The 12,569-nt window shown below is 64.8% G+C and carries 14 protein-coding genes and 1 pseudogene; 8 read left to right on the top strand and 7 right to left on the bottom strand.

Annotated features, from left to right (window positions below):
* Positions 1-29: 29 nt before the first annotated feature.
* On the bottom strand, positions 30-347 hold the full coding sequence (locus H7A76_RS06215) for a hypothetical protein (RefSeq protein ID WP_185697799.1): 318 nt from the start codon (positions 345-347) through the stop codon (positions 30-32).
* Between the two features lie 5 nt (positions 348-352).
* Positions 353-514 (bottom strand): hypothetical protein, encoded by a 162-nt coding sequence (locus H7A76_RS06210; RefSeq protein WP_185697690.1) that lies wholly within the window; start codon positions 512-514, stop codon positions 353-355.
* A 186-nt stretch (positions 515-700) separates the two neighbouring features.
* On the opposite strand from H7A76_RS06210, the gene H7A76_RS06205 reads away from it, so the two are divergent.
* Both H7A76_RS06205 and H7A76_RS06200 read left to right on the top strand, forming a co-directional pair.
* Positions 701-1,171 carry a hypothetical protein gene (locus H7A76_RS06205; protein WP_185697689.1) on the top strand — a complete coding sequence of 157 codons (471 nt, stop codon included), beginning with the start codon at positions 701-703 and terminating at the stop codon, positions 1,169-1,171.
* 85 nt (positions 1,172-1,256) lie between these two features.
* Positions 1,257-1,742, top strand: coding sequence for a hypothetical protein (locus H7A76_RS06200; RefSeq protein WP_185697688.1), 486 nt, complete (start codon positions 1,257-1,259; stop codon positions 1,740-1,742).
* A gap of 4 nt (positions 1,743-1,746) precedes the next feature.
* On the opposite strand, the gene H7A76_RS06195 is transcribed toward H7A76_RS06200, so the two are convergent.
* Entirely contained in the window at positions 1,747-2,781 is a 1,035-nt protein-coding gene (locus H7A76_RS06195; protein WP_185697687.1) for a zinc-binding alcohol dehydrogenase family protein, read from the bottom strand.
* 106 nt (positions 2,782-2,887) lie between these two features.
* Here H7A76_RS06195 and H7A76_RS06190 point away from each other — a divergent pair, with 106 nt between their 5' ends.
* Complete coding sequence (locus tag H7A76_RS06190) at positions 2,888-3,238, top strand: winged helix-turn-helix transcriptional regulator (protein WP_185697686.1); 351 nt, start codon at positions 2,888-2,890, stop codon at positions 3,236-3,238.
* Positions 3,239-3,640: 402 nt separating this feature from the next.
* On the top strand, positions 3,641-5,107 hold the full coding sequence (locus H7A76_RS06185) for an ArnT family glycosyltransferase (RefSeq protein ID WP_185697685.1): 1,467 nt from the start codon (positions 3,641-3,643) through the stop codon (positions 5,105-5,107).
* Between the two features lie 76 nt (positions 5,108-5,183).
* Here the strand turns inward: H7A76_RS06185 and H7A76_RS06180 are convergent, their stop codons facing one another.
* Positions 5,184-5,555 carry a hypothetical protein gene (locus H7A76_RS06180; protein WP_409519176.1) on the bottom strand — a complete coding sequence of 124 codons (372 nt, stop codon included), beginning with the start codon at positions 5,553-5,555 and terminating at the stop codon, positions 5,184-5,186.
* A gap of 305 nt (positions 5,556-5,860) precedes the next feature.
* Between H7A76_RS06180 and H7A76_RS06175 the strand changes: the two genes are divergently transcribed.
* Positions 5,861-6,244: a transcriptional regulator gene (locus H7A76_RS06175; RefSeq protein WP_185697683.1), complete on the top strand. Its 384-nt coding sequence runs from the start codon at positions 5,861-5,863 to the stop codon at positions 6,242-6,244.
* 106 nt (positions 6,245-6,350) lie between these two features.
* On the opposite strand, the gene H7A76_RS06170 is transcribed toward H7A76_RS06175, so the two are convergent.
* Complete coding sequence (locus H7A76_RS06170) at positions 6,351-7,028, bottom strand: histidine phosphatase family protein (protein WP_409298362.1); 678 nt, start codon at positions 7,026-7,028, stop codon at positions 6,351-6,353.
* 358 nt (positions 7,029-7,386) lie between these two features.
* On the opposite strand from H7A76_RS06170, the pseudogene H7A76_RS32750 reads away from it, so the two are divergent.
* From H7A76_RS32750 to H7A76_RS06160, 3 genes and pseudogenes are all read left to right on the top strand, one after another.
* Positions 7,387-8,448, top strand: a pseudogene (locus tag H7A76_RS32750) (methyl-accepting chemotaxis protein); the annotation flags it as partial.
* Entirely contained in the window at positions 8,443-9,306 is an 864-nt protein-coding gene (locus H7A76_RS32745) for a methyl-accepting chemotaxis protein (RefSeq protein ID WP_409519181.1), read from the top strand. The pseudogene H7A76_RS32750 and the gene H7A76_RS32745, both read left to right, overlap by 6 nt.
* 281 nt (positions 9,307-9,587) lie before the next feature.
* A complete protein-coding gene (locus H7A76_RS06160) occupies positions 9,588-10,610 on the top strand; it encodes an AraC family transcriptional regulator (protein ID WP_185697680.1) in 1,023 nt (340 codons plus the stop codon).
* A gap of 5 nt (positions 10,611-10,615) precedes the next feature.
* Here the strand turns inward: H7A76_RS06160 and H7A76_RS06155 are convergent, their stop codons facing one another.
* Both H7A76_RS06155 and H7A76_RS06150 read right to left on the bottom strand, forming a co-directional pair.
* On the bottom strand, positions 10,616-10,984 hold the full coding sequence (locus tag H7A76_RS06155; RefSeq protein WP_185697679.1) for a glyoxalase superfamily protein: 369 nt from the start codon (positions 10,982-10,984) through the stop codon (positions 10,616-10,618).
* 117 nt (positions 10,985-11,101) lie between these two features.
* The gene (locus H7A76_RS06150; RefSeq protein WP_185697678.1) at positions 11,102-12,568 is read right to left on the bottom strand and encodes an amidohydrolase family protein; all 1,467 of its coding nucleotides are present in this window, start codon (positions 12,566-12,568) and stop codon (positions 11,102-11,104) included.
* Position 12,569: the final 1 nt, after the last annotated feature.

Below are 12,569 nucleotides of genomic sequence, written 5' to 3'. Positions count from 1 at the left end.
ACGGCCAGGCCCGGCCTGCGAGATCCGCGCTACAGGAACACGGCGGACAACATGCCCAGCGCGCCCAGGCAGAAGCCGATCAGCGCGCCGCGCCCGGGCATCTGCTGGAACAGCGCCCAGATCACCAGCGGTTCCAGGAGCAGCAGCGAAGTCACCGAGACCACGGTGACGATCCAGATATCCCCTACCGCCATGTACCCCAGCCAGTAGGCCGCCAGCAGGCACAGGCCGCCCAGGCACATGATCAGCACTGGCACCAGGAGCCCGCTGCTCCCCGTGTCGCCGGCATGGGCCAGCCGCGCCACCACCACTTCACTGTAGATGGCGCAGAACTCGCCCAGCACCATCAGCCCTACAGCAGAAACTCCGAGTAATTCTTTGGACATGAAACAAACCCCTTCGTATTGAGAGCCCGATTTTTCAGCTCCCAGGCATTGATCGCTCCGCTGACGGAGCCGGCATGGCAATGCACAGGGGTACGAGGCAACTCGGTTACGTTGAGGAACTTGTTCATTTCCATCTCCTTTTGGGTGACTGACACCAACAGGGTTCACAGCCCTGCTTGTATAAGTGATTTGCTCCCCCGGTGTCATCCGCTCGTGAGCCTCCCTCACAAAAAAACCACGCAAACTCCACAGTCCACCCGCGCACTTGCCGATAGCCTGGGTCGGTCATCCTCAACCTGCAGGCAGCGCCTACCATGTCCCAGCCGTCCCTCCCTGTTCGTACCGTACGACCCAGCGAATGGGTCGCCACCTACTTCATCGGCGTCGCGGCGCTGGCCCTGGTGCTGACGCTCACGCTCTGCCTGATAGTGCAGGTCTCCAGACGGGATCCGTGGAGCGACCTGGGCAGTTCGATATCGTTCTACGTGACGGGGCTGCTGCTGAGCACGGTGGTGATCGGAATCAGCGCCGCACTGCCCAGTGCCCTGTTCTTTTGGCTGGCCCAGCGGTTTGCCTGGCACCGCCTGCCGATCTACTTGCTGTGCGGCGCCCTGGCCGCCCTGCCCACCATTGCGGTGGTAATGACCTTGCTTTTCGGTTCCTTCAACCTTTCATCCAACGCCCCCGGCGTGCTCCGCTATCTGCCTGAAGCGCTGCTGTTCAGCGCTTCGGGAGCCTTTCTGGGGGGCATCTTCTGGTGGCGCAGCGGACGTCACCTGCGCTGACGCCATTCCCAGGGACCGGCTTGCTGGCGAAAAGACACGGGCCATGACCTTGGCCAGCCCACCTACCTGCTCAAGCGATGTTTCCATGCCCTCGACACCCCCAACCCAACGTACCGTGCAACCTGAAGACTGGTTCGCCGCCTACTTCATCGGCGTCACCGCCCTGGCCCTGGTCCTGTCGGCAGGGCTCATGCTGATGATGCTGGCCGGCGCCGGTACCGTGCGCTGGACCGAGATTGTCCAAGTGCTGTTCATGGGCCTGCTGACCCTGGTGGCCAGCGGCCTGGTGATCGCTATTCTCACAGCCCTGCCCTGCGTCCTGTTCTTCTGGCTGGCCCATCGTTTTGCCTGGCGCAACGTGCTGATCTATCTGTTCTGTGGTGCGGTCTTTGCCTTGCCGACCATTCCCGTGGTGATGACCCTGATGCCCGACTCCTATATCGACCCGCCCGAAGATCCGCCAGTGCCCAGCCTGCTGGAAAACTGCTCGTCCATGGCGCCGCTGTTCAGCACTTCGGGGGCATTCCTGGGGTTGATATTCTGGTGGCGTAGCGGGCGTCACCTGCGCTGACCGGTCAGTGACCGATACCGGCATCGGGATCATGGGCCACCACCACCTTGCCGGGCTGGCCGCCCAGCTCCACCTGCCCATGGGCCAAGAGCAGGTTATCCACGGTAAAAGGGCTCAGGACCTCCCGCAGGGTGCAGCGGATAACGCCCTGGTCCAGCAGCTGCGCCACACGTTCCAGGATGCGATGTTGCTCGTGCATGTCCGGGGTCTGGAACAGCGCCCGGGTGAAGACCATCTCCCAATGCAAGGACACGCTCTTGCTCTTGAGCGGTACGGCATCGAAAGACTGATGATCGTCGATCAGCGCGATATGCCCATGGGGCTCGATGATCTCCACCAGCTCGGCGAAGTGCTCTGCGGTGTGGGCCAGGGCCGCGATATGGGTCACGCCCGGCAGTTGCAACTGCGCCAGCTGCGGCACCAGCGGGCGGGAATGATCCAGCACATGCTGGGCTCCCAACTCCAGGCACCACTGGCGGCTGGAGGGCCGCGAAGCAGTGGCGATCACCGTCATGCCGGTCAACTTGCGCGCCAGCTGGATCAGCATCGACCCCACGCCACCAGCCCCGCCGAGGATCAGCAAGGTCCCCTGGCTGGCCAGATCGCCGGGCACCCGGGCCAAGCGCTCGAACAACAACTGCCAGGCCGTCAGCGAAGTCAGTGGCATCGCCGCCGCCTGGGCGAAGGACAGGCTCTTGGGCTTGTGCCCCACCAGGCGCTCGTCGACCCGGTGCAACTGGGCATTGGCGCCATCGCGAGTGAAAGTCCCGGCATAGAACACCGTGTCGCCCGGTGCGAACAGGGTCACAGCACGGCCCACTGCACGCACCACCCCACTGGCATCCCAACCCAGGACCCGCACGCTATCGGGCACCGCCACCAGCCCCGCCCGGACCTTGGTATCCAGCGGGTTGACCGATACCGCGCGCACCTCCACCAGCAAGTCATGAGGGGCGGGCGACGGTACTGGTCGTTGCTGCTCGAAAAGGGCCTGGGGATCGGTCAGATCCGACCCTGGAAGATAGTGGATGACGTGCATTGCAAGGCTTTCCCGAAGACTGAAAGCGCACACTTAAATCCTTCATGCCCCATCGGCACAAGTACGGTACTTTTGCGTACCAGCTACGCAAAAGGGTCGTCAGGCAATGAAGAACAAGCACTACCAGGACATTCCCGGATGCCCGGTCGAGGTCACCCTGGACCTGATCGATGGACGCTGGAAAGGCGTGGTCCTGCACCAACTGCTCAACAATGACTACCTGCGCTTCAATGAACTGCAACGTCGCCTGCCCGGGATTTCCCAGCGCCTGCTGACCAAACAGCTGCGCGACCTGGAAGCCGCCGGCCTGGTGCTGCGCACGGTGTACGCCGAAGTCCCGCCGCGGGTGGAATATCGCCTGAGCGAAGAAGGTCGCTCGCTGCAGCCGGTAATCGAGGCGCTGTCCGCCTGGGGCCAGGGACGCATAGCCCGTCTGCAACAGGCCGCGAGCGCCTGAACACTGGAACCTGCATGTGCTCTCGCCTTTCCCATCCCTCAAGATTCGGCATTTTCCAGGGATCGACCCTGTTGGGCTGGTCGGCGCTCGAATCGAGCGATCCACCGATGGGCGTCGCTTGCGGCCAGCTTTTCGTCCCCCCGGCCTATGCCGCGCTCCAGAAACAGGTGCGTACAAGCAATGGCACAGACCAGAGCGACCTGCACCTGGTGGCCTACCACCTCGGCCCCCCTGCCGGCCATGGCAGTGAGCATCCTGGACGCAGACGCCCGACTGAACCGACGCACCTGCCCAGTGGGATGCCGGCGGCAAAACCTCCTACTTATTCACAATTCGTTAAGACTCGCCTGCGTATACTCCGGCGCTTGCCCGCAGCCCTCGCCTGCCTCCCGGACGTTCCCCATGTCACGACCTGCCCCATTGTTGTTCCTGCTGGCCTGCCTGCTGTTCTTCTTCGCCCTGGGCAACCATGAGTTGCAGGGCTCCACCGAAGCCCGGGTCGCCGGGATCGCCATGCAGATGCACCTGGATGACGACTGGGTCACCCCGCGCCTGTTCGGCACACCATTTTTGGAGAAACCGCCGCTGAGCCTGTGGCTCGATGCCGGCGCCATCCGCGCCTTTGGCGGCACGCCCCTGGCGGTACGCCTGGCCTCGGCCTTTGCCGGGCTGTTCAGCGTGATGCTGCTGTATGGCCTGTTGCGGCGTTTCGGGCGTCCCGCCGGGGTGGCGCTGATGGCCGGGCTGATGCTGGCGACCATGGCCAGCTACTGGAGCAACGTGCGCGGCGTGGGCGAGGATGCACTGCTGAGCCTGGGCGTGACCCTGGCCCTGCTGGCGTTTTTCCAGGCCCACCGGCGCCAGCAAGCACGACAACCAGCCCCCCTGGCCTGGCTGGCATTCGCCGCCGGGATCGCCATCGCTACCCTGAGCAAGGGGGTGCTGGGCCTGGCCATGCCGGGGGTGGTGATCTTCGCCTACCTGCTAGTGGACAGCCTGCTAGCCAGGCGCCTGGCCCTGGGCCATTGGCTGCGCCCTGCATTGCTGACCCTGCTGGGCCTGGTGCCCCTGGCGATCTGGCTGGCGCTGCTGTACCAGCGCGGTGGCCCGGCCGCCCTGGCGGAGGTGCTGTGGACCAACAGCGTCGGACGCTTCGGTGGCTCCTTCGTCGAGGCCGGCCACTACGAGCCCTTTTATTACTACCTGGCCAAGCTGCCCCAGGCCTTCCTGCCCTGGAACCTCCTGCTCTACCTGGGCCTGTGGCACTGGCGCAAGGAACTGGCGAACAACCGCTACCTGCTGTTCTTCGTGCTCTGGCTGCTGGCGCAGTTCGCCCTGCTGTGCCTGGCGTCGAGCAAGCGCACCGTGTACCTGATGTCGCTGACCCCGGCGGCGGCGGTGCTGGCGGCCGAGTACGGGGCGGTGCTGTACCAGCGCCTCGCCCGGCGTGCCGCGGGCAGTGGGTTCTGGAGCGCGGTGGGACGCCGACGCAAGGGCCTGGTCGTGGGGCTGATGAGCCTGGTGGTGGCCGCCTACCTGGCGAACGCCCAGTGGTTTGCACCACGCCTGGACCGTGAACTGTCGTTCGTGCCGGTAACCGACCAGATCATGGCGCTCGAGGCCGACGGCCACCCATTGGCGCTGTACCAGGCCAACGAACGCATCGCCGGGGCCAGCGTGTTCTACACCCAGCGCCTGCTCGGGGACCTGCAGACCGAGCCGCAACTCATGGCATTTCTCGCCGAGTCGCCCCGCCACATGGCGGTGCTCGGTGGTGCCGAGGCCCCCAAGCCACCACTGCAGATACAAAAGACGTTGATGGTGGGACGCCAGGCCTATTACTTCGTCAACCTGGCGCCCGCCAACTGACACAAGGAAAAACGGCACCCACCGGGGTGCCGTCGAGCTTGTCGGGCCGAGTAGGTCGCACCCGGCAAGCGCAGGATTACTGCGGATTCTTCAGCTTGACCACGTCACCGGACACCTTGGTGGTGTAGCCGTTGAGCACCCAGGCCCAAAACCAGGTTTCCTGGACTTGGGTATTGATCAGCGCATCGCCGCCCTTGGCCTTGATCGCAGCATTCTGGGCGCGCACGAAACGGCTGTTCTGCTGGATCGGGATGAACCCGAACAGCATGATCCCGGTAGCAGTCGCTTCACTGTGACCGATGACCGTGTACTGGCTGCTGTCCAGTTGCTGGGTTTTCATCGGGGTGCCGGTGCAGCCGGCAAGAACCAGGCCTAGACAGGCAGTGGCAACGACTTTATTGATGTACTTCAAGACACGACTCCATGGGGAAAAACGCCGGGGAATCATTTCCCGGGCGGCGGCACTCTACTCGGCAACTTGGCAAATAGCCATCACTGTACCCATCCAGGAAATGTCTCCTTCCATCATTCCCCACCGCCATAGCTAACCCCCGTGGCGGTCGCAGGAGTTGGCGACACCTGGCGCGCACCTCTTCAGTTCATCGGACGCAATCCAGCGCAGCAGCGTGGGACCGATACAACACCTGGATGTAATAGTTCCCCGAAATAAGGGAGAGATTTCCTACTGCAAACATGAATGGACCTCTCCTTAGCATCGAACCGGCTTTATCTATAATTCCAAGGAGGTACCAAATGGACGTGAAAGACCTCAGCCTTATCGATGTTCGCCAACTTCCCCATTCGCTCCAGGCCCTTATCGACTGCATCGGACTGGAGAACGCCTATCGCCTGACCTGTGAATACGGCGGCCGTCCTAAATACATCCCCAAGCATGCCCAACGCACCACCCTGGCCCAGATCCTCCCGGCCGATGCCCTCGATGCCTTGATCGAGCGCTTCGCCGGCCTGGCCCTGGAGATTCCCAAGGCCGACCACTTCTGCCGGCAGATCCGCAACCAGAACATCCAGCTGGAAAGCTTGGGCGGGATTTCGCGTAGCGTCCTGGCGGACAAGTACGGCCTGAGCCTGAGGCAAATCGGCAATATCCGGCGCCTGGAGGCCAGCACTTCCCGCTGATCGAGCCCCTCTGGCCTGTGCCGATGAGGCGCCCGGCAGGCCAGGGCACCGTCCTTCCATGAAGAGCCTGGACGCGAATCGCCAGAGCCACGCCCACTCGGTGACCTCAGGGCTTGAGGTTCACCGAGCGCCAGTCGCTGGCCTCGATCGACCCGAGCATCTTCGGTGTGCCGTCCAGGGTGTCGGTGGAGACGAACAGGGCTGCGCCGTAGCCCAGGGTCGGTGTCGCCAGCTTCAAGTCACGTTCCAGTTGCGCCATGCACTCACTGTGAGTCACCAGCACCAGGTTGTGTCCGGCAACCTTATGCGCCAGGGCATCGCGCAACATGCTGCCCTTGCAGTTGAAAAGCCAGTTATCGCCGCTGCTGACCTTGCTGAACATGTAGCTGGCAGTCTGCGCGGTACGGGTCAGGGGGCTGTTGTAGATATCGGTCCGGGCCAGGCCCAGTTGCTCGAACCGGGCGCCGAGTGCCACCGCCACTGCCCGGGCACGGTCGGTGATGCCATCGGCCGGGCCCAGGCAAGCGGCATTGGAACGATCGCAGCGCTCCACATGGCGCACCAGGACGATCATGTCGCCCTTGGCCCAACCGCTGGCCAACGCCTCGAGTCCGCTCGCATTGCCATGGGCCAAGTCGGGAACCGCCGCCGGCTGGAGCAGGTACAGGCCCAGCAGCAGGGTCAGGCCCAGGCCCAGCAACCAGGCCAGACGCCGTTTGTAACGGGCCAGGGTACGCCCCGGGAATGGGCCCTTGGCCTGTGCCAATACCAGTCTTGTGGTCACGTTCCAGCCGCCCTTTAGAGAAATGATCCGGGTATCGAGCAGCTCGTGCCGAGCCAGGCGGGCCTGATGGCAGACGAGCTTCGCCGCATGCACGAGGGCAGCGACCGGCCAGACTCTAGGGTGGCGCCCGTGGGGCGAGGGTGAAATCGATGTGAAAAAAAGCTCAACGCCCAGCGGGTTCATCCCGCAAAATAGCCGTCAAACCCTGAAACATTGTCTTGGCGCAATGCCGACGAAATCGTTTCAGCTATGGCACATCCCGCCGATACACCCCCTACAAAACACCTTGCTGGTCACCAAGAACAACAATCTTCCGGCCAACTGAGATCAAGAAGCACTACGTTCCTGGAGGAATTCAATGAATAGCTGGTTCGCCAACATCAGCGTCAACCTTAAGTTGGGCCTGGGCTTCGGCCTGGTCCTGGCCCTGACCACCGTTCTTGCACTGACCAGCTGGACCAGCCTGGGCGGCATGATCGACCGCAGTAACTGGATGAGCGACATCACCCAGTTGAACATCGGCCTGACCAAGCTGCGGGTCACCCGCTTGCAATACATGCTGACCAACGGCGACGAGACCGCCGCGCAGAGTGTCCAGGCCACCCTGGACGACTTCAGCGCCCAGCAGAAGAAGCTCCTGACGTCGTTCCAGAGCCCGGAAAACATCAAGCTGCTGCAAGGCCTGGGCGCGACCATCGCCGCCTATCAGGACTCGCTGAACAAGATGCGCAACGCCTACCGCACCGGCAACGCCGCGCGCCAAGCCATGAACCAGAATGCCGACGACGCCAACGACTTGATCAACGGGATCAACGAGCGGGTCAAGCAGATGTCCCTGAGCGACGAGCGTTTCGAGCAGTTCCAGGCCATCACCGAGGCCAAGGAAGCCTTCCAGCTGGCCCGCTATGAGGTGCGTGGCTACGTCACCACCAGCAACCCGGAGACCGAACAGAAGGCCGTCGCCCAGCTTAACGCCGCAATCACTGAGCTTGAGCAGTTGAACAAGCACTTCGGCCGCACCCAGGGCGATGCCCTGCAGCGCCTGGCCAGTGCCCTGACCCACTACCGCAGCTCGCTGCAGACCTTCAAGGCAGCCTTCTCCGACGCCGTGCAGGCGCGCAAGGAAATGACCGACCAAGGCGCCGACATTGTCGAGCGCAGCGACGCCCTGTACCAGATCCAGCTGGATCGCCGCGATGTCGAAAGCGCCCAGGCCCGTAGCCTGCAACTGACCAGCACCCTGCTGGCGCTGCTGGTGGGCGTACTGGCCGCGGTGATCATCACCCGCCAGATCACCCGCCCGCTGCGCGAGACCCTGGTGGTGGTCGAACGCATTGCCTCCGGCGACCTGACCCAGGACCTGCACGTTACCCGCCGCGACGAGCTGGGCGTGCTGCAACAAGGCATCGCCCGCATGGGCGTGACCCTGCGCGAGCTGATCGGTGGTATTCGCGACGGCGTGACCCAGATCGCCAGCGCCGCCGAGGAACTGTCGGCGGTGACCGAGGAAACCAGCGCCGGGGTCAACAGCCAGAAAGTCGAGACCGACCAGGTGGCCACCGCCATGCACGAGATGACCGCCACCGTGCAGGAAGTCGCGCGCAACGCCGAGGAAGCCTCCCAGGCCGCTGCCGCCGCCGACGGCGAAGCCCGCGAAGGCGACAAGGTGGTGGCCCAGGCCATCGAGCAGATCGAGCGCCTGGCCAGCGAAGTGGTGCGTTCCACCGACGCCATGAGCATGCTGCAACAGGAAAGCGACAAGATCGGCAGCGTCATGGACGTGATCAAGGCCGTGGCCGAACAGACCAACCTGCTGGCCCTGAACGCCGCCATCGAAGCCGCCCGCGCCGGTGAGGCCGGTCGTGGTTTCGCGGTGGTGGCCGACGAGGTCCGGGCCCTGGCCCAGCGTACCCAGAAGTCCACCGAAGAAATCGAGGAGCTGGTGGCCGGCCTGCAGAACGGCACCCAGCAAGTGGCGACCGTGATGCACAACAGCCGCGTGCTGACCGACAGCAGTGTCGACCTGACGCGCAAGGCCGGTGCTTCCCTGGAGAACATCACCCGCACGGTGTCCAACATCCAGTCGATGAACCAGCAGATCGCCGCCGCGGCCGAAGAACAGAGCGCCGTGGCCGAGGAGATCAGCCGCAGCATCATCAACGTGCGCGATGTGTCGGAACAGACCGCCGCCGCCAGCGAGGAAACCGCTGCCTCCAGCGTCGAGCTGGCCCGCCTGGGCGGCCAACTGCAAATGATGGTCAGCCACTTCCGCGTCTGACTTGTACCCCATGGCCGCCGCCTTTGAACAAGGCTGGCGGTCATGTGCAGGACACCAGATACCCGGCGCACGCAAGGTGCGCCACGCCTGGATGCTCGACTTCTGTAGCCGCTGCCGCAAGGCCCGCAGGGCCTTCCTGGGCCCTCAAGAGCGGCGTCCCCTTCGGGGCCCAGCGGCTACAAGAGGCAGGGTGGACAGGCATTTACAGCGCGCGCGGTTTGCCCTTACCTTTCCCGGTCTCCATCCTGCTGTCCGAAGGATTCGTTGCCAGGAACCCAAACATGCCCAGCCTCGGCTTTACCTCGGTCCCGCCCCTGCTCAAGTACCTGCTGTATGCCGAGCAATTGGGCATCGCCACGGAACCGGCGCTGGCGGCCGCGGGTTTGCAGGCGACGCAGTTGAACGACACCAGCCTGCGCCTGCCGGTGGAGGTCCACGAGCGCCTGCTGGACTACTTCTGCCTGCACTCGGGCGACCCGCTGTTCGGGCTCAACTCGGCCCGCTTCGTCAAGCCCAGCTCCTGGAACGTGCTGGGCTACATCACCATGAACTGCGCGACCCTGGGCGAGGCCATGGGCCGCATCATGCCGTTCGAGAAACTGGTGGGGGACATGGGTACCAGCCGCGCCGAGGTGCTAGGCGACGAAGTACGCCTGATCTGGAGCTGCCGCCACCAGCGCCCGGACATCCGCCGGCACCTGGTGGAAAACGTGCTCGCTTCCTGGTTGCTGTATGCCCGCTGGATCGCCGATTCGCAATTGTCGCCTCGCGCCGTGTGGTTCGAGCACCCGCTGCCGGAGCCAGCCCAGGTCGAGCCATACGAGGCGCTATTCGGCTGTCCGGTGCTGTTCCAGCAACCGTGCTCGGCTTTGGTGGCACCGCTGCACTACCTGCAACTGCCCCTGCGCCAGGCCGATGCGCGGCTGCTCAAGACCCTGGAAGACCATGCCCAGGCGATGATGGCCTCGCTGGTCGATGCGCCGGTGGCGCTGCAAGTGCAGAACGTCCTGCGCCAACTGCTCAAGGATGGCCTGCCGCGCAAGGAACAGGTGGCCGATCAACTGCAAGTGTCGGTCAGCACCCTGCAGCGCCAGTTGCTCAAGGCCGGCACCTCCTACCAGCAGATCCTCGACGACCTGCGCCAGGAACTGGCCGAGCACCACCTGCTGCACAGCGAGCTGTCGATCCAGGCCATCGCCGATCGCCTGGGCTTCACCGAGCCCCGCTCGTTCCATCGCAGCTTCAAGAATCGCACCGGCCTGACTCCCGGCCAGTTTCGCCAGGCCGCCCAGGGCCAGGGCTGAGCCCCTCAGGCGCTGATGGTGCGGGTGAACACCAGGCGGTTGCCGAACGGATCGTCGATGGTCATGTCCAGGCTGCCCCAGGGCATGGCCTGGATACGCGGATCGGTGAACGGCAGTTGCCTGGCCAGCAGCTGCTGCTGGAAGTCTTCCAGTTCGTCGGTATGGATGCGCAGCGCGGCCCCAGGGCTGCCGTCGCCCTGGTGCTCGGACAGATGCAGCACGCACTCGCCCCGGGAGACCTGCATGTACAGCGGCAGGTCGTGGGTACAGCGGTGCTGCCAATCGAGGTGGAAGCCGAGGAAGTCCAGGTAAAACGCCCGGGCCTCGGCTTCATCGAAGATGCGCAGGACGGGGGTGGTTTTGCCAAAGCTCATTAGGTGACTCCCTGACTGGAAACAGGTCGCTGAGAGCGACCCCGATTGCCAGCACTTCGGCGCCACGCGAGCTTTCTTTAATATCAATGCGCCACCACTGTGACGGCGATCAACAAATCAGCCTGGCGCATCGAAGCCCTGGCGCAAATCGCCCTCCCGGGGCAGGAAGCGCCCATGGCGCTGCTCGCTGGCCTGGCCGGCGGCATAACTGCTCACGCCATTGACCCAGACCCCGTCGATCCCCTGGGCCGGGCGCCGTGGTTCCTGGAAGTCGGCCACGTCCCGGACCCGCTCGGGATCGAACAGCACCAGGTCGGCCCAATAGCCCTCGCGGATCTCGCCGCGCTGGCGCAGGCCGAAACGCGCCGCCGACAGGCCGGTCATCTTGTGCACCGCGGTGTGCAGCGGGAACAACCCCAGGTCGCGACTGAAGTGGCCCAGCACCCGGGGAAAGGCGCCCCACAACCGCGGATGGGGGAACGGGTCTTCCGGCAGGCCATCGGAGCCGACCATCGTCAGCGGGTGGGCGAGGATGCGCCGCACGTCGCTTTCGTCCATGCCGTAGTACACCGCCCCCGCCGGTTGCAGGCGCTTGGCGGCGGCCTGCAGGTCCAGGCCCCAGTCGGCGGCGATCTGCGAAAGGTCGCGTCCGCCCTGCTCGGGATGTGGCGTGGACCAGGTGATGGTGATGCGATAGGCCTCGGTGACCTGCTTGAGGTCCAGGGTCGAGGAGCTGGCGGCATAGGGATAGCAGTCGCAGCCCACCGGATGCTCCTGCGTCGCCTGTTCCAGGGCCGCCAGCAGTTGCGGGCTGCGCCCCCAGTTGCCGGCGCCGGCGCACTTGAGGTGGGAGATGATCACCGGTGCCCTGGCCGAACGGCCGATCAGGAAGGCTTCGTCCATGGCCTCCAGCACCGGCTCGAACTCGCTGCGCAGATGCGTGGCATACAGCGCGCCGAAGGCCGTCAACTCCTCGGCCAGCTGCCGCACCTCATCGGTCTCGGCGCAGAAGGCGCTGGCGTAGGCCAGCCCGGTGGACAGGCCCAGGGCGCCCTGCTCCAGGCTGTCGCGCAATTGCCCGCGCATCGCCGCGATCTCGCTGGCGGTGGCCGTGCGGTACAGGTCCGCCAGGTGGTTGCTGCGCAGGGCGGTATGCCCCACCAGGGCCGCGACATTCACCGCCGGGCGGGCCGCATCCACCGCCGCGCGGTAGTCGGCGAAACGCGGGTAGACGAACATCTCGCGCGGCCCCAGCAGGTTCATCGGGTCCGGCGGATCGCCCTTGAGGGTCACCGGCGCGGCGCTGATGCCGCAGTTGCCGACCACCACCGTGGTCACCCCCTGGCTGAGCTTGGGCAGCATCTGCGGCTGGCGGATCACCACCGTGTCGTCATGGGTGTGCACATCGATGAAGCCCGGGGCCAGCACGCGGCCGGCGGCATCGATCTCGACCTCGGCGAGCGCGCCGGCCAGCTCGCCGATGCGCTGGATGCGCCCGTCGAGGATCGCCAGGTCGGCGCGATAGCCGGGACGATCGCTGCCGTCGATGACCAGGGCATTGCGGATCAGGGTGTCGTAGCGCATG

Source organism: Pseudomonas sp. MSSRFD41 (assembly GCF_014230245.1).
Lineage (GTDB): Bacteria > Pseudomonadota > Gammaproteobacteria > Pseudomonadales > Pseudomonadaceae > Aquipseudomonas > Aquipseudomonas piscis.
This window is presented reverse-complemented; position numbering and strand designations above follow the sequence as displayed.

What these genes read in the sequence shown, in the direction of transcription:
- H7A76_RS06215 (WP_185697799.1), bottom strand. Translation starts at nt 347, where the DNA reads ATGGTGCTGGGCGAGTTCTGCGCCATCTACAGTGAAGTGGTGGTGGCG.
- H7A76_RS06210 (WP_185697690.1), bottom strand. Translation starts at nt 514, where the DNA reads ATGAACAAGTTCCTCAACGTAACCGAGTTGCCTCGTACCCCTGTGCAT.
- H7A76_RS06205 (WP_185697689.1), top strand. Translation starts at nt 701, where the DNA reads ATGTCCCAGCCGTCCCTCCCTGTTCGTACCGTACGACCCAGCGAATGG.
- H7A76_RS06200 (WP_185697688.1), top strand. Translation starts at nt 1,257, where the DNA reads ATGCCCTCGACACCCCCAACCCAACGTACCGTGCAACCTGAAGACTGG.
- H7A76_RS06195 (WP_185697687.1), bottom strand. Translation starts at nt 2,781, where the DNA reads ATGCACGTCATCCACTATCTTCCAGGGTCGGATCTGACCGATCCCCAG.
- H7A76_RS06190 (WP_185697686.1), top strand. Translation starts at nt 2,888, where the DNA reads ATGAAGAACAAGCACTACCAGGACATTCCCGGATGCCCGGTCGAGGTC.
- H7A76_RS06185 (WP_185697685.1), top strand. Translation starts at nt 3,641, where the DNA reads ATGTCACGACCTGCCCCATTGTTGTTCCTGCTGGCCTGCCTGCTGTTC.
- H7A76_RS06180 (WP_409519176.1), bottom strand. Translation starts at nt 5,555, where the DNA reads ATGATTCCCCGGCGTTTTTCCCCATGGAGTCGTGTCTTGAAGTACATC.
- H7A76_RS06175 (WP_185697683.1), top strand. Translation starts at nt 5,861, where the DNA reads ATGGACGTGAAAGACCTCAGCCTTATCGATGTTCGCCAACTTCCCCAT.
- H7A76_RS32745 (WP_409519181.1), top strand. Translation starts at nt 8,443, where the DNA reads ATGGGCGTGACCCTGCGCGAGCTGATCGGTGGTATTCGCGACGGCGTG.
- H7A76_RS06160 (WP_185697680.1), top strand. Translation starts at nt 9,588, where the DNA reads ATGCCCAGCCTCGGCTTTACCTCGGTCCCGCCCCTGCTCAAGTACCTG.
- H7A76_RS06155 (WP_185697679.1), bottom strand. Translation starts at nt 10,984, where the DNA reads ATGAGCTTTGGCAAAACCACCCCCGTCCTGCGCATCTTCGATGAAGCC.
- H7A76_RS06150 (WP_185697678.1), bottom strand. Translation starts at nt 12,568, where the DNA reads ATGCGCTACGACACCCTGATCCGCAATGCCCTGGTCATCGACGGCAGC.